The organism is Levilactobacillus parabrevis ATCC 53295 (assembly GCF_001434055.1).
GTDB classification, from domain to species: domain Bacteria; phylum Bacillota; class Bacilli; order Lactobacillales; family Lactobacillaceae; genus Levilactobacillus; species Levilactobacillus parabrevis.
In genome coordinates this window covers 37,141-55,164 of sequence record NZ_AZCZ01000006.1, presented here as the reverse complement: position 1 = coordinate 55,164, position 18,024 = coordinate 37,141, and the positions used below count along the sequence as shown (strand labels likewise).

Annotated in this window: 17 protein-coding genes; 2 read left to right on the top strand and 15 right to left on the bottom strand. The window is 50.4% G+C overall.

The window, feature by feature from the left end:
* Positions 1–104 precede the first annotated feature (104 nt).
* The 8 genes from topA to FD07_RS02715 all read right to left on the bottom strand — a co-directional run bounded on the left by topA (position 105) and on the right by FD07_RS02715 (position 7,790).
* Complete coding sequence (topA, locus tag FD07_RS02750; protein ID WP_020088643.1) at positions 105–2,216, bottom strand: type I DNA topoisomerase; 2,112 nt, start codon at positions 2,214–2,216, stop codon at positions 105–107.
* Between the two features lie 132 nt (positions 2,217–2,348).
* Complete coding sequence (gene dprA / locus FD07_RS02745) at positions 2,349–3,242, bottom strand: DNA-processing protein DprA (RefSeq protein WP_020088644.1); 894 nt, start codon at positions 3,240–3,242, stop codon at positions 2,349–2,351.
* Between the two features lie 27 nt (positions 3,243–3,269).
* On the bottom strand, positions 3,270–4,055 hold the full coding sequence (locus FD07_RS02740) for a ribonuclease HII (protein WP_020088645.1): 786 nt from the start codon (positions 4,053–4,055) through the stop codon (positions 3,270–3,272).
* Positions 4,048–4,911, bottom strand: coding sequence for a ribosome biogenesis GTPase YlqF (gene ylqF, locus FD07_RS02735; RefSeq protein ID WP_020088646.1), 864 nt, complete (start codon positions 4,909–4,911; stop codon positions 4,048–4,050). Before ylqF ends, FD07_RS02740 begins: the two co-directional genes overlap by 8 nt.
* A 155-nt stretch (positions 4,912–5,066) precedes the next feature.
* Positions 5,067–5,288 (bottom strand): YozE family protein, encoded by a 222-nt coding sequence (locus tag FD07_RS02730; RefSeq protein WP_020088647.1) that lies wholly within the window; start codon positions 5,286–5,288, stop codon positions 5,067–5,069.
* A gap of 15 nt (positions 5,289–5,303) precedes the next feature.
* Positions 5,304–5,906, bottom strand: coding sequence for a YpmS family protein (locus FD07_RS02725; RefSeq protein WP_020088648.1), 603 nt, complete (start codon positions 5,904–5,906; stop codon positions 5,304–5,306).
* A gap of 34 nt (positions 5,907–5,940) precedes the next feature.
* Positions 5,941–6,870 carry a GDSL-type esterase/lipase family protein gene (locus FD07_RS02720; protein ID WP_020088649.1) on the bottom strand — a complete coding sequence of 310 codons (930 nt, stop codon included), beginning with the start codon at positions 6,868–6,870 and terminating at the stop codon, positions 5,941–5,943.
* Between the two features lie 68 nt (positions 6,871–6,938).
* Positions 6,939–7,790: a DegV family protein gene (locus tag FD07_RS02715; protein WP_020088650.1), complete on the bottom strand. Its 852-nt coding sequence runs from the start codon at positions 7,788–7,790 to the stop codon at positions 6,939–6,941.
* A gap of 166 nt (positions 7,791–7,956) precedes the next feature.
* Between FD07_RS02715 and trhA the strand changes: the two genes are divergently transcribed.
* Positions 7,957–8,598: a PAQR family membrane homeostasis protein TrhA gene (gene trhA / locus FD07_RS02710; protein WP_020088651.1), complete on the top strand. Its 642-nt coding sequence runs from the start codon at positions 7,957–7,959 to the stop codon at positions 8,596–8,598.
* 190 nt (positions 8,599–8,788) lie between these two features.
* Here trhA and FD07_RS02705 read toward each other — a convergent pair whose 3' ends face one another.
* Genes FD07_RS02705 through FD07_RS02690 form a run of 4 tightly spaced genes read right to left on the bottom strand, consistent with a single transcriptional unit; the run spans position 8,789 to position 13,380 of the window.
* Entirely contained in the window at positions 8,789–9,280 is a 492-nt protein-coding gene (locus FD07_RS02705) for a dihydrofolate reductase (RefSeq protein ID WP_020088652.1), read from the bottom strand.
* A 19-nt stretch (positions 9,281–9,299) separates the two neighbouring features.
* Positions 9,300–10,250 carry a thymidylate synthase gene (locus FD07_RS02700; RefSeq protein WP_020088653.1) on the bottom strand — a complete coding sequence of 317 codons (951 nt, stop codon included), beginning with the start codon at positions 10,248–10,250 and terminating at the stop codon, positions 9,300–9,302.
* A 12-nt stretch (positions 10,251–10,262) separates the two neighbouring features.
* The gene (locus FD07_RS02695; protein WP_020088654.1) at positions 10,263–12,158 is read right to left on the bottom strand and encodes an ABC-F family ATP-binding cassette domain-containing protein; all 1,896 of its coding nucleotides are present in this window, start codon (positions 12,156–12,158) and stop codon (positions 10,263–10,265) included.
* A gap of 28 nt (positions 12,159–12,186) precedes the next feature.
* On the bottom strand, positions 12,187–13,380 hold the full coding sequence (locus FD07_RS02690; RefSeq protein WP_020088655.1) for a CCA tRNA nucleotidyltransferase: 1,194 nt from the start codon (positions 13,378–13,380) through the stop codon (positions 12,187–12,189).
* 244 nt (positions 13,381–13,624) lie between these two features.
* Between FD07_RS02690 and FD07_RS02685 the strand changes: the two genes are divergently transcribed.
* Positions 13,625–14,518, top strand: a complete 894-nt coding sequence (locus tag FD07_RS02685; RefSeq protein ID WP_020088656.1) for a YitT family protein — start codon at positions 13,625–13,627, stop codon at positions 14,516–14,518.
* A gap of 125 nt (positions 14,519–14,643) precedes the next feature.
* Here the strand turns inward: FD07_RS02685 and FD07_RS02680 are convergent, their stop codons facing one another.
* The 3 genes from FD07_RS02680 to der form a co-directional block, all read right to left on the bottom strand.
* A complete protein-coding gene (locus tag FD07_RS02680) occupies positions 14,644–15,906 on the bottom strand; it encodes a tetratricopeptide repeat protein (RefSeq protein ID WP_020088657.1) in 1,263 nt (420 codons plus the stop codon).
* Positions 15,907–16,140: 234 nt separating this feature from the next.
* Positions 16,141–16,416, bottom strand: a complete 276-nt coding sequence (locus FD07_RS02675) for an HU family DNA-binding protein (protein ID WP_011667553.1) — start codon at positions 16,414–16,416, stop codon at positions 16,141–16,143.
* A 241-nt stretch (positions 16,417–16,657) separates the two neighbouring features.
* The gene (gene der, locus FD07_RS02670; RefSeq protein ID WP_020088658.1) at positions 16,658–17,965 is read right to left on the bottom strand and encodes a ribosome biogenesis GTPase Der; all 1,308 of its coding nucleotides are present in this window, start codon (positions 17,963–17,965) and stop codon (positions 16,658–16,660) included.
* Positions 17,966–18,024: the final 59 nt, after the last annotated feature.

Here is an 18,024-nt window from a genome sequence, read left to right as displayed (position 1 = left end):
CTTTTTACATTAGTAATAAGTGTAAGATCAAAAAAGGCGCTGACCCCGAGAGGTCAACGCCAGTGAAACAGGTTTGAATTTTAGCAACGATTCCGCGCAGCCCCCTACTTCTGCGGGGCTTCTTCGTAGTCGCCGTTTGGACAAACAATCTGAATACCGCCACGAATCTTCTTGGCGACCAGATAGTGACCATCTTTCGGGCAATCACGGCCGACTGGCTTGTCCCATGAGACAAAGTCACAGTCGGGGTAACGGGAACAACCGTAGAAGATTCGGTTCTTCTTGGACTTGCGTTCGATGACTTGGCCCTTATGACAAACGGGACAAACGACACCGATTTCCTTAACGATTGGCTTGGTATTGCGGCAATCTGGGAACCGGGAGCAAGCGTAGAACTTCCCATAGCGGCCCATCTTGATGACCATTGGAGCACCACAGATATCACAGTCAAAGCCGGCTGGTTCGTCACGAATCTGGATCTTTTCGATGGCATCCTCGGCATGGGCAACTTCGGTCGAGAATGGTTTGTAGAAGTCATCAATAATCTTGACCCAGTCCTGCTTGCCTTCTTCAACGCTATCCAGTTCGCCTTCCAAGTCGGCCGTAAAGCCAACGTCGACGATATCTGGGAAGTAGTCGTTGATGATGTTATCCACGATTTCACCCAGTTCAGTGGGTTCAAATCGCCGACCGACCAACTTGACGTAGTACCGGCGTTGGATAGTATCCAGCGTTGGCGCATAGGTTGATGGCCGACCTACACCGTTTTCTTCCAGCGCCTTGATCAGGTTGGCTTCGGAATAACGTGCAGGTGGCTGCGTGAAATGTTGGGCCGGATCGGTCTTGGCCAGTTTAACCTGGTCACCGATTTCGAGGTCGGGCAGGAGATTGTCCTTTTCCTTACCATCCTTGTAGATCTTTAAGAACCCTTCAAACTTCATCTTGGATCCGTTGGCCCGGAACGTCACGCCGTTTTGGTTCAGCGTTACCGCCATGGTATCCATGATAGCGTTGGTCATTTGACTGGCCACAAAGCGATTCCAGATCAATTGGTATAACCGGAATTGATCCTTGTTCAGACGTTCCTTCAGGCTAGCTGGTGTCCGGAATACGGAGGTTGGCCGGATGGCTTCATGGGCATCCTGCGCCCCTTCTGGCAACTTACCCTTGATGGGCTTGGTTGCGGCGTATTCGGCACCGTATTTCTCATGAATGAAGGTTGAGGCCTCGTGCTTAGCGATACTGGAAATCCGCGTCGAGTCGGTCCGCATATAGGTGATGAGCCCCTGTGTACCTTCCTTACCCAAGTTGATTCCTTCGTAAAGCTGTTGGGCGGCCATCATGGTCTTCCGCGTTCGGAAGTTCAACTTCCGGTTAGCGTCCTGTTGCATGGAGCTGGTGGTAAATGGTGGTTGCGGCGAACGTTTCCGTTCCTTCCGAACCACGTTGGTGATGTCAAAGTCACCCTTTTTATCCAGTTTAGCCAGCACATCTTGAACGGCGGCGTTATCTTTCAAGCCGGCCCTTTTCCCATTGAGACCATAGAAACTGGCACCAAAGGTACTCCGGGACTTCTTGAAGTCGGCATCGATCGTCCAGTATTCTTCGGGTTGGAACGCTTTGATTTCCTTTTCCCGTTCGATGATTAGTGACAAGGCGATGGATTGCACCCGACCGGCACTCAGACCCTTCTTAACCTTTTTCCAGAGCAGTGGTGAGATTGAGTATCCCACTAACCGGTCCAGAATCCGGCGGGCCTGTTGCGCATTGACCAGGTTCATGTCGATTGTTCGGGGCGTCTTAAAGGCTTCCTTGACGGCGTCTTTGGTAATTTCGTTAAAAGTGACCCGGTTTTTGTCGTTGACGTCCAAGTTCAGGATGTGCGCCAAGTGCCAGGCAATTGATTCTCCTTCACGGTCAGGGTCAGATGCGAGGTAGACGGCTTTGGCCTTCTTGGCTTCAGCCCGCAACCCCTTGATCACATCGCCCTTACCCCGAATGGAAATGTAATGCGGGTCGTAGTTGTTATCGAAGTCGATTCCCATCGAACTCTTAGGTAAATCTCTGACGTGGCCGAGACTAGGAACGACCTTGTAGGTCCGCCCTAAATATTTTTCAATCGTCTTGGCTTTAGCCGGTGATTCCACGATAACTAATTTTTTTTGCGGTTTCCGCCGCTTCTTTGTACTAGCTTTCGCTTTTGACTTAGTCGGCAAATCACATTACTCCCTCGGTTGGTAGGTGATAAAGCCCCGCTGAACGCGCTTCCTTACCCCTACTTACTTGTTTTTACGACGAACGTGGTGTTCGTAATTTTTTCACTATAATCCCACTCATGGTATTTCAAGTCAGGGTACCTTGTCAACTAAAAGTTCTTCTATTATATGTTCAGAATTCAAGATTGGCTTTGCCCCAGCGAGAATTAATTCGTTGGTACCAACGGAATTTTTGCCATCAATCGTCCCCGGAACGGCCAGTACATTTCGATTTTCCTGCAGGGCAATATTGGCTGTGATCAGACTGCCAGAGTGATGGGCCGCCTCGACAACCAGTACACTCTGCGCCAGACCGGCAATGATTCGATTCCGTTCGGGAAAGTGGTGTCGGGCACCGTTCGTCCCCCACGGATATTCCGACAGAACTAACTGCTGATGAGCTAGTGTCGCCATGAGGTCGCGATTGGCGGCTGGATAACATTTATCCAAACCGGTACCGATCACTGCAATCGTCGTTCCTCTGTGTGCTAATGCCACCTGATGAGCCAGGGTGTCAACGCCCTGGGCTAGACCCGAGACCAGGCACACCCGTTGCTCCACCACGGCCGGCAAGAGCAACCGCATGGCCCGAACGGCGTAATCGGTCGGCTGGCGTGACCCCACCACCGCTAGCTGAGAGGCTTGCAGGCGCCGGAGGTCTCCTAGAAAGTACAGGGCGAGCGGTGGCGCATACGTTTCCCTTAACTGTATCGGATACGCGGCGTCGACAATCGTCAGACAACCGCTGTGCGTTAGGTTCTCCGTCACGGTGTCGTTCATGTCCCGACTGAATAATTCGAGATGCAGAGCATTTGTCACCGCGGTGGTCAGGGTCAATTCATCGGCAAATTGGGAAATAACGGTTGGGTCGACATGGTGAATTTCGGGGTGACGGTCTAGCCACCGCCAACAACGATTAGCGGTCCGCTGGCCGACCCCGGTCACCAAATTTAAGCGCATGAAAAAATCACGAAGTGTCAGTTGCAAGTTAACAACCTCCTAGTCTCTTTAAGACTAACTCCGTGATTGAGCGGCAATTATTTTTTGAACAGGCGAAAAAGTTTTCCGGTGAATTGGGGTCACACCCCGATCCGTTAGTCCCGCAAGGTGTTCATCCGTTCCGTAACCGGCATTTTTTTTGAAGCCATAGCCCGGATACAGCCGATCATACGTGTCCATCAGATGATCTCGGTAGACTTTGGCGACGATACTGGCCGCGGCCACGCTGGCGCTCTTGGCGTCCCCCTTGATCAGTCGCGTTTGCGGCAAATCAACCGGGATCTGCATGGCGTCAACAATCAAGTGCTGTGGCGCAACGCCGAGGCCCAGAACGGCACGCTGCATGGCGACCCGCGTAGCCTGATAAATATTGATCTGGTCAATTAGTTCACTACTGCCAATACCGATGCTAACGGCAGTGGCCTGCGCGAGAATCAACGGATACAAGCGTTCGCGCTCCTTAGGCGTCAACTGTTTGGAGTCGTTCACCAATGGAATGTCGAAGCTTTGCGGCAGAATAACCGCACTCGTGACGACGGGGCCCGCCAATGGCCCCCGGCCGACTTCATCGATACCGGCGACCAGCTTGCCCATCGCCCATAGATCACGCTCGTAGTGTAAGCGTTCTTGAAAGGCTGCCTCAGCCTCTGCCTGCTTGTTTAAGCGCCGTTTGATCTGTGTCAGGAGTAACTGGGCCCCTTTACGTGAATCGGTCGCCAGCACGTCGAGACGGGGGTCTGCGAGACTGGTAACATCCGCCAGTTCTTGCTTGAGACTGGCGAGACTGGGTTGCTTAGCCATTATGTGCGTCGCCTGCCTGTGGTGCGCGGTCTAACGTGAAGCCACCGAGCTTCTTGTGCCGCGCATCCAGAATCAATCGGTCGCTGGCTCGCAGGTAGTCGTCACGCATACCGACCTTTTCCGTGATCTTCAAGAGCAAGTCCACGTCACTCAGGTCGAGATCAGCTTCGACTAAATGGTAACGGTCAATCAAGGCTGCCCGGTGATAGGTGCGGAAGAAGTTGAGTGCAAAGAGAGCAACGTCGTCCTTGGCGTAGAGCTTTTCTTTAATCGCACCAGTCAACGCTAATTTCTGTGCTGTCTCTTGGTTCTTGAACTTGGGCCAGAGAATACCGGGAGTGTCGAGCAATTCCAGATGTTTACTGGAGCGCAACCACTGTTGGCCTTTGGTGACACCAGGAGTATCGCCAACTTGAGCGGCCTTCCGATTAACTAGGTGATTCAGTAACGTTGATTTCCCCACGTTGGGCACACCAACCGTCATGGCGCGCATTGGCCGTTCTTTGAGGCCCTTTTCCTGTTCGGCCACCAGCTTATCGGACAAGATGCCCATGGCAATCTTGGTGATTTGCTTAGGGGTCACGTTGGCCCGTGAGTCGATGGCAATGGCTGGTTGTCCCTGTGCCCGGTAGTAATTTAACCAAGCCGCCGTCTGTTGAGAATCGGCCAGGTCCTTTTTCGTTAAAATAATCAAATGTGGCTTGTTCTTCGCAATCCGAGTCACTTCGGGATTACGTGAAGAAGCAGGAATCCGGGCATCAACAAGCTCAAAGACGATGTCGACTAGGTGGACGTTTTCTTCCATCTGCCGAATCGCTTTCGCCATATGACCTGGAAACCATTGAATGACTGCCATAGTTTATAACTCCTTTGATACCAAGGGCTTGACGCCTCGGTGTTCTTGAATTTGTTAGAATTTGCCCAAAATTTGCCATATGTTGATTCCATATTGGGCAAAATTATACTGACCTCTTTAAAGAGTTTACTTGGAGTGTCACGTACATAATTAGCCTAAGCCAATGCTGCCAAATACATCTGCCAGGCGTCATCGAAGATCGTCATTGATGGTAGATAAGGCGCGTTCTCTTCAAGATACTTGGACAAAGAATCAAACTCCGTATCCTGCTTGGGAAACGAGCTGTCGAGAAAGGCATTGTTGGCAAAAGTTGCGATGGGATCGTAGCTTTCAGGATTACGTTGGGTCATTAAATATTGGTAAAACGTCTTGGGCATGAAGTGCCTCCTTAGTTAGTCTGGAATCCGAGCTTGGAAAACAAACTTACCGGCACCAGACATATCAATCTTTTTAGCGGCATACGAGAGCTTCTTCCCGTTGCCAATGGCCGTCAGGTGAAGCGTGGCGGTCTGCGCTCTACTGTTCATCGCGACCCATTTAGGCAGCGGGTAGTTCTTCGCAATGTAGCTCATCACGAAGCTCACAGGCACGGGAAGCGATCCAATGGAGAGCTTCTCAGCCTTCAATTGCACGTCTCCTGAGGATAACACGGTCGGCTTCAGGAGTAAAACAAAATTAACATTGGCGCCTAAAACCTTCGTTGATCCCGTCAAGATGGCGTGATCGGTCACTTGAAAGCTGTACTTCACGTCCTGACCCTTCAACGACTTATTGACATAGTAGTCGGCGAGCGCATTGACCTGCTTCTTATTCAGAGTGACATCGATGTTAGTGGTCTTCGTCGCTGGCGTAGCCGTTGAAGCGACTTTAGTCGTTCCCATGGCCTTGACGCCGACCGTGATCATCGCAATGACCAGCACGGCGACCAGAGCCAGGAAGCCCCACTTCCACCAGTTTCGTTGGGATTTAACTTTTGGAGCTGAATGACGCTGCATAACTAATTCCTCCTTGTTTCAACCTGAGCATAGCCTACTTCAACAGCCATTGCTCATGAGCCTGCATTTCCTTGAAGACGTAGCGCGTCATCAGGCGGTATCCTTTAGCATTCGGATGAAAATGGTCCGCTGGTGACAGGTAATTATTCAATTCATCACTCGCGTCACTCGCCAGAATGGTTTCCTGGAAAGTCTTCGTTGAGATCTTGCCATTATTGACATCCTGTGACGTGCGCTTCAGTTTGGCCTGTTGGGTGGCAGACTTGAATTGGCCCACTGATAATGCCCGACTGATGTCGACCATATAGAGGTTCTTGTAGGACTTGGCCGTTTTAGTCGTTGTCGCGTTCCAGTCGTCAACGGCATTCGTGACTTGATCAATATTGGCAAAATACACGTAGACTGGATTATAAATGGTATACAGGAAGATTGGCGCAGTCGGATTATACTTGCGGACGGTGTTCAGCAGACTCTTGAGCTTCTGCTGATACGTGGCCTGCGCGCCGTCTAGTTGTGTGTTGAGCTTTGATTGTTGATTGATCGTAACGTTCTTGGTCAGCGTCTGCAGAAGGTCGTTACCCCCAACTGTCATCACAATGGCCTGTGATTTTTCAACCTGTCGTTGCATCGTTTTACTATCGACCAAGCGTTTTTCAATCTGATCACTGCGATCGCCGGACTTGCCGTAGTTGTGCATGATGACCTTGACCTTATCGTGGTGGTGAATCTTGGTCTTGAGACGCTGCGTGTAACCGCCCTTGTCCTGTTGATCACCAACCCCTTGCGTTAGCGAGTCACCGAGTGCCACGACCCGGACAACCTTCCGGCGGTTAACGGCATTGGGATGTGTGCCATTGAGTGTGGTCCGTGCGCCCGGATGCCAGTAAGTTAAGACAGCCAGCGTGACAAGCACAATCAGTAGGGCAATTCCCACGATTTTACTGAGTCCTTTTGCATTTTTCACTAAGAATCCCCCCTCGGGATAAAGAAAAAGCGGTGGCCGTGCCACCCCTTTTCTCGATTAACACTTATTTATTTAGTAGGATCGGTGTAATACATCAATGCGAAGGCACCAGGGCCCCCATGGGTGGCAATGATGGGTACCGTTTCCCGCACAAGTACGTTCTTATCGGGTAAAATCTCGTGCAGATGGCCCTGAATCTTATCAATTGATTCGAAGGCTTCCACGTGCGAAATGCCGATAGACACGATGTCCGGCGTCTGCTTGATTTGTTCGTAAACTTTGTCAAAGTACCGGTCGATAGTCTTCATACCACGACCCTTAGCCCGAATCTTCAGCTCACCGCCAGTTACCTGTAAAACGATCTTGATGTTTAACAGTGACGTCAGCATGCCGGCAGCCCGACTGAGGCGACCACCCTTTAAAATGTTTTCCAGGGTAACCACGCCCATGAACAGCTTGGTATGGTCACGAACGGCAACGGCACGGTCTAAAATGGCCTGTTTGTCGGCACCTTCAGCGGCCAACTTGGCTGCCTCAATCACTTGAAAGGCCATTGCTTGGTCGGTATACTGCGTATCAACGACCGTGACATCGGTCTTAGACAGCTGCGCAGCCTGTTCGGCGGTATGCACCGTGCCACTGATAGCCGCCAACATATTGAAGCAGATGACGGAGCTACCGTCCTCGCCCAACTTATCGAAGGTCTCCACGAACTTACCTAATGGTGGTTGACTCGTCTTTGGCAACGTCTTGGACGTCTTCATCTTGTCAATAAATTCTTGATTGGTGATTGATTCCCGTTCAACGTAAATGGTGTCATCGATCATGACCGTCAACGGGATAATGGTAATATTGTAATCCTGGATTTGCTGGTCGGTTAGACCGGCAGAAGAATCCGCAACAATTTTAATTTTAGCCATGGGTATCCCACTCTTTCTGACCAGAGATTTTGGTTTATGCTACAATATGCGTAATGGAACATACGGTAATAGTATAGCAGAATTGTTGAATTTTTTCAGTAATTCTACTAACTCGCCGTCTGATTATCAGAATTTTCTGATAACAGTCAACGAAGGAGGAATTTGTTTGGAAAAGGAACGGAGTCGCACGTATCAGATTGTCAATGAAGTTCTTAATGCGGTAACTCACGGAATCGGTGCCGCGTTGAGCATTGCCGGTCTGGTCATTCTGATCCTACGAGCACACAGCGAAGGCGGCAGTCTCCGAATGACCACATTTCTGGTCTACGGCATCATTTTAGTCTTATTCTATCTGGCCTCAACGCTGTTTCATAGTTTGTACTTTACCCGTGCTAGCCACGTCTTTCAAATATTCGATCATTGTGCGATTTATCTGTTGATCGCGGGAACCTATACGCCCTTTAGTTTGTTAGTCGTTGGCGGTAAACTCGGCTGGTGGATGTTCGGCATTATCTGGGCCATGGCCGTCGCCGGCATCGTCTATAAGGCTATCTGGCTGGGAAAGTTTCAAGTCCTTTCCACCGTCATCTACGTGGTGATGGGCTGGATGTGTCTGATGGGCATCGGCCCGCTGTACCGCGGTCTGGGACCCGTCGGCTTCATGCTACTGCTCCTCGGTGGGGTTGCCTTCACTGCGGGCGCCGTGCTTTATAGCTTCAAGGGTGTCCCGTTCGGTCACGTTATCTGGCACCTCTTTGTCATGCTGGGCACAGGCCTGATGTATTTCTCGATTTTGTTCTACGCCTAGATCAACATAAAAAACGATTTAAAAAGACGTTGTCCACACCCTCAATCGTAACTGAGGCGCTGGCACAACGTCTTTTTGTTTGTAATTTTTAACTAAAGTCAGGGTCTGAATGTTAGTCACACCTATAGCACAAGCACCTTAGTAGCTGTTACAGTCAGATCTATGGCGTAGCTAATGACACTGTCTAGGACTAACGCCGTTGATACTGTTCAAAGTGATAGTCGTAAGGATTTTTATCGTTGCGAATGCCCGGTTGGGTCGCAATCAACTGGAATTTTTCATAGTTCATGACTGGCATCCAGGTGTCGCCGGTGAAGTTGGCATCAATCACGGTGCGGTACAGGAAGTCCACGTCGTCTTGCAAGCCCACAAACAGCTGAGCGCCACCGACGACGAATATTTTATCGTCTGAATGCGCCGCTGCGTAGGTCCGTACAGCATCCAGTGAATCTAGTACGATGACCGTATCAGGAAAATTACTAGCCGGTTGATGGGTCACCACAATATTCTGACGATTCGGTAACGATCGGCCAAATGATCTGTACGTCCGTGCCCCCGCCACGATGGTGTTTCCTGTCGTGACCGTTTTGAAAAAGTGCATGTCGGCTGGTAGGTGCCACGGTAATTGCCCGTTTTGGCCAATCACACCGTTGTGTCCTTCCGCCCAGAGAAAGATTAACATCACTGTGCCTCCAATCTAGCTAGACGGCGACCGGCGCCTTGATGGCCGGTGCCGGATCGTAGCCCGTGACCTTAATGTCCGCCATTTCATAATCAAAGATGCTCGATTTATCCGGATTTAACCATAACTGTGGCGCTGCCTTCGGTGTCCGAACCAGCTGCGTTGTGATCTGCTCAATATGGTTACGATAAATGTGCGCGTCACCCAGAGTATGCACGAAGTCGCCCACTTCCAGGCCAACTTCCTTAGCAATCAGGGAGGTCAACAAGGCATAGCTCGCAATGTTAAACGGCACGCCCAGGAAGATATCTCCACTCCGTTGGTAGAGCTGACAGCTCAGCTTGCCATCGTTCACGTAGAATTGGAATAACGTGTGGCACGGTGGCAATGCCATGGATGGCACGTCGGCCGGGTTCCACGCTGAGACGATCATTCGCCGAGAATCAGGGTGTGTCCGTAGCGTTTCGATAACGTTCGCAATTTGATCGATCGTTTCACCATTCTTACCCTGCCAGGCCCGCCACTGACTGCCGTAGACCAGACCTAGATCACCGTAGTGGTCACCAAAAGCCTGATCATTGAGAATCCGGTCGTCAAAGGCCTTCTTTTCCGCCTGGTATTGCTGATTAAAGTCCGCATCAACCAACGAACGACGACCAAAGTCGGTCATGTCTGGACCGTGATAGTCGGCGCTCTCAATGAAGCGTTGGAAGGCCCATTCGTCCCAGATGTGGTTGTGGTGTTGTAGAAGAAACCGAATGTTCGTATCGCCCTTCAGAAACCACAGTAATTCCGACTTAATCAAACCGAAGGGAACCTTCTTCGTGGTCAACAGTGGAAAGCCTTCCTGCAAATTGAAGCGCATTTGGTAACCAAATAGACTCAGTGTCCCGGTTCCCGTGCGGTCAGACTTGCGATGGCCCTCGTTTAAAACTTTCTTGGCCAAATCTAAATAAGCATCTTCTAGCATTTTGGTCGTCTCCTATTCCGCGTACTCGCTAAGATATTCCCAACGTTCCATCTTTTCATCAAGTTGCTTGTCGAGATCGTCGAGTTGGGCCTGTAAGTCAGCTAGCTTATCGTAGTTCGCCCCGTTAGCGTTCATCGCCGTTTGAACCTCGGATTTCTGACTTTCAAGACCATCGATCACGGCTTCAATACCTTCCCACTCCTTCTGTTCGGCGTAGGTCAACTTAACCTTCTTCTTTGGTTTAGCGGGTGCGTCATCAGCAGGCTGGTCTGCCTTTTCCTTGGCCGGCTTGCTCTTCGCCTTGCTGGCCTTCTGAGCGTCGTCCAAGTAGGCACTGAACTGCCCAGAGTACCGATCGATTTGACCGTTGCCGTCAAAAATCAATAACCGATCAGCCACCTTATCCAGGAAGTACCGGTCATGAGAAACCGTAATGACGGTCCCGGCAAACTGGGAAATATAATCTTCCAGGACGGTCAAGGTGCTGATATCCAGAGCGTTGGTCGGTTCGTCCAAGAGCAAGACGTTCGGTTGTTCCATCAGGAGCTTCAGCAGGTACAGCCGACGTTTTTCCCCACCAGAAAGCTTACGGATCAACGTTCCATGCATAAACCGTGGAAATAGGAATTGTTCCAAAAGTTCGGTTACACTGACGGAATTTCCCGCCTTGTCGGTCACGTTTTGACCCACTTCGGAGAGGTAATTGATCATCCGTTTGTCGTCCGGGATAGGTTCAATCTGCTGGGTGTAGTAGGCCATCTTGACCGTTTCCCCAATCGTAACGATTCCAGAATCTAACGGCAACCGCTGAGCAATCACGTTGAGCAGACTGGATTTACCAGCGCCATTCTCCCCACTGATCCCGATACGTTCGCCACCCTGAATCAGGTCGCTAAAGTCTTTGAGAATCGTGTGGCCGCCCAAGGATAGGTTAGCCTCCTTGAGTTCAATAACCTTCTTACCCAAGCGTTGTTGGCCTAACGAGATAGACACGTTACTCTGAACCTGCCGTGTGCCCACGTTGCTGGCAATATCATTGAACCGGTTGATGCGGGCCTGCTGTTTGGTTGAACGGGCCTTGGCGCCAGCTTTCATCCAAGCTAATTCTTTTTTGTATAGTTGTTGCTGTTTCTGGTCGGCTTCGGCTTCTTGGCTGACGCGTTCCGCCTTTTCCTGCACGTAAGCTTGGTAGTTGCCAGGATATTGGTAAAGTTTCCCGAAATCAAGTTCCCAAATCTGATTGGCAATCTGATCCAAGAAGTACCGGTCATGGGTGACGACCAGTAAGGCCCCTTTGTAGCTGGCCAAATATTGCTGTAACCAGGCAATGGAGTCGAAATCCAAGTGGTTGGTCGGTTCGTCTAATAAGAGGAGATCAGGCGACTGAATCAACACTTGGGCCAGGCCAACCCGCTTGATCTGGCCACCAGACATGGTCTTAATCGACTGGGACAGGTCGGTGATCTTCAGCTGAGTCAGGATCGTCTTCACGTCGCTCTCGGCGGTCCAGGCTTCCTCCTCGTTCATCTGGGCTTCAGCGTCCAGGTATCGTTGCTGGGCCTTGGCATCTTCAGGATGAGCCCCATAGGTCGCCAGCGCCGCCTCATAACGGCGAATCGTCGCAAAGACGGGCTGATCACCGGAGAATACGGCGTCCATGACCGTCAGATTTTCATCAAGATTGGGTTTCTGCGTCAGGTAGCCAATGGAATAGTCCTTGGGCGTTGACAGCTCGCCAGATTGTTCGTTGCTGATGCCAGCTAAGGTGTCCAGCAGTGAGGTTTTACCGCTCCCATTGACCCCAATGAGGCCGATGCGATCGTGTTCGTTAATAATGAAATTTAAATTATCAAATAAGATTTTTTCACCGTAAGTTCGGTGTAAATTTTCTGCGCGTAAGGTTTGCATAGTCTCTTCACTCTCTTAATTAAGATTCTTAAGCAGTTGCTTGGGCCACCAATGCATCGTGGGTATTTGCCACGGCACCAGTTACGACCCCGTACTCTAAGTCGCCCAGAATAGCTCCCAACTGCGGTCCCGGTTGAATGCCGGCCTGCATAAGGTCCTTTCCAGTGACGGCTAATTCCTTTTTATGTTGAATGGGTAGCGCCGCCAATTGCGTTGTCAGCGATGCTAAGCGGTCCGGCGCCCCTAAAATAACGGCGACCTCATTAGCGATTGGCATCAAGTCGGCACCACATTGATAGAGTTGCCAAGCGTTCAGGCCTCCCTGCAGGAGCAGTGTCGCCGTTTTGCTAGTCGTTTGCACCGCATTGATGGTTTGATTAGCCGTCTTCCAATGTTTCATGAAGGGCGTGATTGCCGCGGTCTCTAGGCCAAATTTGGTGACCAGCAGTGTCCAAGCGGCCGTTTCGGATGACACACCATGAACGAGTTGCGTTGTGAGTTCCTTTAAAGCCACCTCATGAGGCGCAAAGTGCGGGCAATATTGCCACAAGCCGGTCGCCATGAGATCGGTCAGACCGCGTTGCGGCGTCTTTCCCTGAAGTAGCTTCAGCAGTTCCACTTGCGTCCGCTCCACAGCAATCTTGGTCAAAAGCTGGGCGTGGGCCGTGATAGCATCTAAAGTATCCGGTACGATCGTGAAGTCCAGTTGACTAGCGAAACGGACCGCCCGCATCATCCGCAGCGCATCCTCATGAAAGCGTTCCTGGGCATCACCCACGGCACGAATCTGATTATTCTGCAAGTCGGTCAGACCGTCAAATAAGTCGATGACTTCCCCGTTCTCACGCATAGCCAGCGCATTAATTGTGAAGTCACGGCGCTTAAGGTCTTCTGCCAACGAACGGACGAAGGTGACTTGATCGGGCCGGCGAAAGTCGGTATAGGTCGACTCCGAGCGGAACGTCGTCGTTTCATAGCCGGTTCCATGGTCCAGAATCATAACGGTACCGTGTTCGATCCCGGTGTCGACCGTTCGTTTGAAGAGGTGCTTGATCTCATCGGGGTAGGCACTGGTGGCGATGTCGACATCGTGGATAGCCTTTCCCAGGATGGTGTCCCGCACGCTACCGCCGACAAAGTAAGCCTCATAGCCCGCCTGCTCAATCGTCTGTAAGACTGGCCGCGCGTGTTCAAATTCTTCTGGTAACTGTTCCAACTTCATGTCAAATTCACCTTTCGCCGGCTGAAATCGCCGATTGTTCTACGCGCTTAACCTGACCGACAGCTCGGCCGTTCGCAGCCAGTTACGACCGGTCAGATCAGTGTGCTCTATATGCCAGTCTAACAGATTCCAGGGGAGAATTGAATTCAAAGTCACCGCTTCTCCACGAGTTTGTCGCCTGTTAGCGCTTGCGCTGTGCTATGATGGAAAAGGAAAAATTTTATTTTGGTTAGGAGAGAACGTCATGACACAAGTTAAGGACGAATCTATCCGGCTGATTGACCTACTAATGATTGGGATTGGGTGTGCCACCATGGCCTTCAGCCTGGTGTTCTTCAACATCGCAAATAATTTAGCGGACGGTGGAATCTCCGGGATCACGCTGATTATCCGGGCGCTGTTCCACCTGGACCCAGCCTATTCAACGATTTTGATCAACGCTCCCTTACTGTTGATCGGGTATCGGTTCTTAGGCCGACAGTCCCTGATTTATACCATCTATGGAACGGCCATGTTGGCGCTATTCCTGTGGATCTGGCAACGGGTACCCTTCGCAATCGACCTGCACCACGACCTCCTACTCGCGTCTCTAGCAGCTGGGTTGACTGGTGGCCTAGGTTCCGGTCTTCTCTACCGGTATGGTGGCACCACGGGGGGAACCGACATCGTTGCCCGAATCATGGAGCGGTTCTACGGGGTCCCCATGGGTCAAACATTGCTGTGGCTGGACGTCGTGATCCTACTGATTTCATTGGTCTACATCGATATTCAACACATGGCCTACACGTTGATTTACTCCTACGTCTTTGCCCGACTCGTGAATTTCACGCAGGAAGGTGCCTATGCCGCGCGGGGAATCATCATCGTTTCCGACCAATATCAGGAAATTACGAATAGCATCATGGATGAGCTGCAGCGTGGCGTGAGCCTGGTCAGCGGTGAAGGTGGCTTTTCCCACAAGCCCCGTCAAATGATTTACGTGGTCGTTGCCCCTAGCGAGCTCCATCGGCTGCGTCAAATCATTGCTCGGCACGATTCGAAGGCTTTCGTCTCGGTCATCAATGTAAACGAGGCTCTGGGTGAAGGATTTTCATTTGCTCGGCCGAAAAAGAACTTTCTCAGTAAGTTTAAGCCTTAGTGCTGGTTGGCAACCGCGGGGTTTGCGGTTGCTTTTTTTGGTAGGTATAAGTTAAAGTAATTATTGTGTGCTCACTCCAGTAAAAAAGAATGATCCATCGGAACCATTCTTTTTCGTATTTTCGCTTAAATATCTTGATAGCCTTCCAGCATCAACGCCATTTCGCCATCATCCGGCACGACCTTCAGATAAGCCTGTAACAGCTTGATCACCTGATCGGTAGCCCCTTCTTCGCGGTAGAAGTAGATGGCTGGCTTCAAGAAGTCTGGCTGATCCATGAAGAATGGTGCTGCCGCATCGTAGTACTTGCGAGCACCGGCAAAGTCCTCTTGATGGTTGGCCGTAATCGCCAAATTCCAGTATAACTGGGGATCAGCATCTTCGGCCTTCACGTATGGCTTAGCTAAAGCTTCGTTTTCGTCCCAACGTTCCTGCTTGACGTAGAGGTTACTCAATTGAATTACCGCAGCAATGTCGTCGCTATCAAGCTCGTGGCCCTTCTTTAGATACTTCTCAGCCAAGGCCTCATCATCCAATTTGGTAGCCACATGCGCCGCCTGGAGCCAGAGCTTCTCGTTATACTGATCAACACCCAAGCCCTCTTGCAAGGCAGTCAGTGCCTCTGGTAAGCGGTTCTCCTGCTCCAGCGCCTGACCCAAGTAAGGGTAAAGTGAGGTGTAGTGCTCATCGCTGTCCTTCAGCTCGTTGAAAAGATTGATGGCCTCGGTCCGTTCCTTGAGCTGCAAGTAAGTAAAGGCCGTTTCAAACTTCACGTCCGGCGTCATATCCCCGGTATGAATCTGCTTAAGGTAGCCGATTGCCTGCTCGAAGCGCCCAGCGTTGGCATAGGCTACCCCGAGTCGTTCGACCAGGTTAACCTTAGAGAACTCGGTCGTACCGGCCGTAATTAGGTCCAAATATAGCGGTATAGCCTTTCTGAACTCACGCATGGTATTGTAGAGCTCGGCCAACGCAAACGTGATGACGGGCTCGTCAGGGGCCAATTTCTTGGCCGTCAACAATTTCTGTTCACTGACTTCGAAGAGTTCCTGCGTCTGATAAAGGTCGGCTGCCACCATCAGCGCCTCCACGTAGGCTGGAGAGTCTGGTCTGACCTGATTCAGGTAGTCTAAAGCTTCGTCGTTCTTGTCTTCATCAATGGCAATATCAGCCAGGTTCGTGCGCAATTCATCTTCATCGGGGTACTTCTTCAAAAGCTTCTCGTAGATCCGTCGCGACTGATTCAGAAATCCCAGAGAGTAGAGCTCCTCGCCTAGACTGAACAGGGTATCATCGTCATCGTGGCGCAGCGACAAGGCATACTGCTTCTTGAAGTCTTCGAGTTGTCCCTTTTCCAATTGATCAAGTGCCGTTTGTGCGTAACTCATAACCCGCCTCCATTTAATTCACTGTCAGGTACTACCCCAATTACACTTACGCTCCATGGGTGTAGCACAGTTTTATTTCGTTAAAATCACTAAAATTGACAACGCATTTAATTATACGCAATCCGATCAAACATGGAAACTATAAACACTCAAGCCGCCACAAATTTTGGGTAATAAAAAACCAGTCCGACAATTGCCGACCTGGCCCTTTACCTATTAAATAATTAATTGTAATTACTTAACAGCATCCTTTAAAGCTTTACCTGGCTTGAATGCAGGTACTTTGCTTGCTGGGATTTGGATTTCTTGTCCAGTTTGTGGGTTACGGCCCTTACGAGCTGCACGTTCACGTACTTCAAAGTTACCAAAGCCGATCAATTGAACCTTTTCGCCTTTTGCTAACGTTGCTTGGACAGAATCGAATACTGCATCAACTGCAGCAGTTGCGTCCTTTTTAGTTAAACCAGTTGCAGTTGCAACGTCGCTAACCAATTGTGCTTTGTTTGCCATGTTTGAATTCACCTCCTGCAATGAAGATTAGATGAATGCCATCTAGTAGTCATTTTTGAGTGGTCCAAAAATGATGAAACAAATACGGTCAACCGCATCATTTCTTAATCAAAGATAGCACAGGAAGCCTTATATGACAAGGGATAACGCCATTTTTTAGCAATTATCCCGTAAGATTTACGATTTTTATCGAAAAATGGGTCAAAATCGGCCTTAGAGTAAGACTAAAGCGCTTTTTTTCCTACTTCCGTGCCCGTTCGATCAGATGGATTGGTGTCCCATCAAAATCGAAATGTTCCCGGATTTGGTTTTCCAAGAAACGCTCATAGGAGAAATGCATCATCTTGGGATCGTTAACGAAGACCACAAAAGTTGGCGGTGCAACGGCTACTTGAGTTGCATAGTAAACCCGTAGCCGCTTCCCATTATCAGATGGCGTTGGATTCAGGGCGATTGCGTCCATGATCACGTCATTCAAGGTAGCGGATTGTACCCGCTTGTTGTGGTTCTCGGAGACCCGCTTAATCATTTCCGGCAGCTGTTCGAGCCGCTGTCCAGTCTTCGCCGAAACGAAGATAATTGGGGCATAGCTCAGGTATTGGAACTCGATGCGGATCAGGTTCTGGAAGTCCGTCAGCGTGTGGTTATCCTTCTTCAGGGTATCCCACTTGTTGACCAAGATAATGATCCCCCGACCAGCCTCATGGGCGTAACCGGCGACCCGTTTATCTTGCTCACGAATACCTTCTTCGGCGTTCATAACCATCAACACGACATCGGAATTGTCAATGGCGCGCATGGCCCGCATAACACTGTATTTTTCAGTGTTTTCGTAGACCTTACCACGCTTACGAATCCCGGCCGTATCGACCATGGTGAACTCGGTACCATCAGCGGTAAACTTGGTATCGATGGCATCACGGGTAGTCCCAGCCACGTCAGAGACGATGACCCGGTCTTCTCCCAAGATAGCGTTGACCAGAGAGGACTTCCCGACGTTGGGCCGCCCAATCAGGCTAAAGCGAATGGTATCGTCCTTAGGCGCACCGGTATCTTCAGGAAATTCCTTAACGACGGCATCCAGCAGGTCACCCAAGCCCAACCCATGGGCCCCGGAAACGGGGTATGGATCGCCCAACCCTAATGAGTAGAAGTCATAGATTGACTCCCGCACTTCAGGGTTATCGGCCTTGTTGACCGCTAACAGAACCGGCTTGTTGGCCCGGTACAAAATCTTGGCGACGTTTTCGTCAGCATCGGTGACCCCTTCAGGTGCACTCGTAATAAAGACGATGACGTCGGCTTCTTCGATAGCGATTTCCGCCTGCTGCGTAATTTGGGTGATGAATGGTTCGTCACTGAGGTCAATCCCCCCAGTGTCGATCATCCGAAATTCAGTTCCCAGCCATTCGGCACGCGTATAGATTCGGTCACGCGTAACCCCTGGGGTATCTTCAACGATTGAGATTCGTTCACCGGCGATCCGGTTGAACAGGGTCGATTTACCAACATTAGGACGACCCACGATTGCGACTACGGGATAAGCCACGACAAATCCCTCCTTCTTCAAATCAATTTAATTTTTAACACGGGTTATATTAGTGTTTC

What these genes read in the sequence shown, in the direction of transcription:
- FD07_RS02690 (WP_020088655.1), bottom strand. Translation starts at nt 13,380, where the DNA reads ATGAAGTTGGAACAGTTACCAGAAGAATTTGAACACGCGCGGCCAGTC.
- FD07_RS02730 (WP_020088647.1), bottom strand. Translation starts at nt 5,288, where the DNA reads ATGCCCAAGACGTTTTACCAATATTTAATGACCCAACGTAATCCTGAA.
- FD07_RS02725 (WP_020088648.1), bottom strand. Translation starts at nt 5,906, where the DNA reads ATGCAGCGTCATTCAGCTCCAAAAGTTAAATCCCAACGAAACTGGTGG.
- ylqF (WP_020088646.1), bottom strand. Translation starts at nt 4,911, where the DNA reads ATGGCAGTCATTCAATGGTTTCCAGGTCATATGGCGAAAGCGATTCGG.
- FD07_RS02680 (WP_020088657.1), bottom strand. Translation starts at nt 15,906, where the DNA reads ATGAGTTACGCACAAACGGCACTTGATCAATTGGAAAAGGGACAACTC.
- FD07_RS02700 (WP_020088653.1), bottom strand. Translation starts at nt 10,250, where the DNA reads ATGCTAGAAGATGCTTATTTAGATTTGGCCAAGAAAGTTTTAAACGAG.
- FD07_RS02695 (WP_020088654.1), bottom strand. Translation starts at nt 12,158, where the DNA reads ATGCAAACCTTACGCGCAGAAAATTTACACCGAACTTACGGTGAAAAA.
- FD07_RS02740 (WP_020088645.1), bottom strand. Translation starts at nt 4,055, where the DNA reads ATGGCTAAGCAACCCAGTCTCGCCAGTCTCAAGCAAGAACTGGCGGAT.
- FD07_RS02675 (WP_011667553.1), bottom strand. Translation starts at nt 16,416, where the DNA reads ATGGCAAACAAAGCACAATTGGTTAGCGACGTTGCAACTGCAACTGGT.
- FD07_RS02715 (WP_020088650.1), bottom strand. Translation starts at nt 7,790, where the DNA reads ATGGCTAAAATTAAAATTGTTGCGGATTCTTCTGCCGGTCTAACCGAC.
- FD07_RS02685 (WP_020088656.1), top strand. Translation starts at nt 13,625, where the DNA reads ATGACACAAGTTAAGGACGAATCTATCCGGCTGATTGACCTACTAATG.
- FD07_RS02705 (WP_020088652.1), bottom strand. Translation starts at nt 9,280, where the DNA reads ATGTTAATCTTTCTCTGGGCGGAAGGACACAACGGTGTGATTGGCCAA.